This is a genomic window from Paraburkholderia sp. RL17-373-BIF-A, from assembly GCF_046030175.1.
Lineage (GTDB): Bacteria > Pseudomonadota > Gammaproteobacteria > Burkholderiales > Burkholderiaceae > Paraburkholderia.
Window position 1 is genome coordinate 1 of record NZ_JARESO010000266.1, and the last position, 1,346, is coordinate 1,346.

Here is a 1,346-nt window from a genome sequence, read left to right on the forward strand (position 1 = left end):
GAAAGGGCTTGTATACGGGGCGTTCGATCTGTAAACTTCATCGCATAACTGATTGATAAATCGACGATATGAACTCAAATACCAGCGTCCTCCCAACTCCTGGCTGAGTTCTCCGATTTCCTGTTCGATCCGGCGCTCGCTGAGCGCGTGCGTCTTTCTCCCACTGCATTCACCCGCAATCGCACACTGACATTGCCGCGCATGGCCGCGCTGATGATGTCGGGCATGTGCGCGAGCGTGCAGGCCGAGCTCGATGGCCTGTTTGGTGAGCTCGGCGAATGCGGCGTGCGTACCCGCGGCGTCAGTGCACAGGCCTTCAGCAAGGCGCGCCGGGGGCTGTCGGCCGAGCTGTTCGAACGGGCCCGCGCACGTCTGATTGAGCTTGCCCAACCCCATATTGACTCGATGCGCTGGAACGGCCTGAGGCCGGTCGCAGCCGACGGCACCCGGCTGCGGGTGGCGACCCGCCAGGGCCATGCGTTGCGCGCCGATCACTACGCGTTCGCGCTGTTCCTGCCGGGGCCCGAACTGACGTTGCATGCCGCGCTCCATCCGGCCGACGGCGCCGAGCGGCAGATGCTGTTCGAAGCGCTGGATGTGCTTCAGCCGCACACCGATCTGCTGCTGCTTGATCGCGGCTATATCGGCAACATGATGGTGGCTGCGCTGGCGCAGCGCGAGATCCACTTCTGCCTGCGCGTGGATACCCGAGGATGGAAATGTGTAAGCGCGTTTGCGCGCAGCGGCCAGGCCGAGCAGGTCGTGACACTGGGCGCGCCCAACGAAGAGGATGCCCGCGACTATGAACTGGCGCGCACGCCTACCACCGTGCGCCTGATCCGGGACGTCACGCCCAGCGGCCGCGTGCGTGTGCTGATGACCTCGCTGCTGGAGCGCGAACGTTATCCGGCCAGCGCTTTCGGCGCGCTCTATCATCAACGCTGGCGTATTGAGGAAGCGTTCAAACGTCTGAAGCACCGACTGCGGCTTGAGGCTGTCACCGGCCTGGATTACCTGGCGCTGCAGCAGGACTTCGGTGCGAAAACCGTCGCTGATAACCTGTGTACGCTACTCAATGACCTGGACGATCCAGCCAAAGACGACCACACCAGTCATCCAAACCGTCTATACGCGCTGGGCGCACTCAAGCCGATCCTCGGCGCGTGCCTGCTACGGATTGAGCGCTGCCTGAACCGGCTCGCCGATCTCATGCCCGCCATCCACGGAGCCCGATGTCGTATCCAGCCCTCGCGCTCTTACCCACGACCGCCCAGAAAAGCCAAACCCCATCTCCATCTCGCGTACAAGGTCGCTTGATGGAATGGGGCTTAAGTTGAGAGCATTGC

The 1,346-nt window shown here is 62.8% G+C and carries 1 protein-coding gene; it reads left to right on the forward strand.

The window, feature by feature from the left end; translation table 11 throughout:
* Positions 1 to 120 precede the first annotated feature (120 nt).
* A complete protein-coding gene (locus P0D80_RS50220) occupies positions 121 to 1,317 on the forward strand; it encodes an IS4 family transposase (RefSeq protein WP_132373019.1) in 1,197 nt (398 codons plus the stop codon).
* The last annotated feature ends 29 nt before the right edge of the window (positions 1,318 to 1,346 follow it).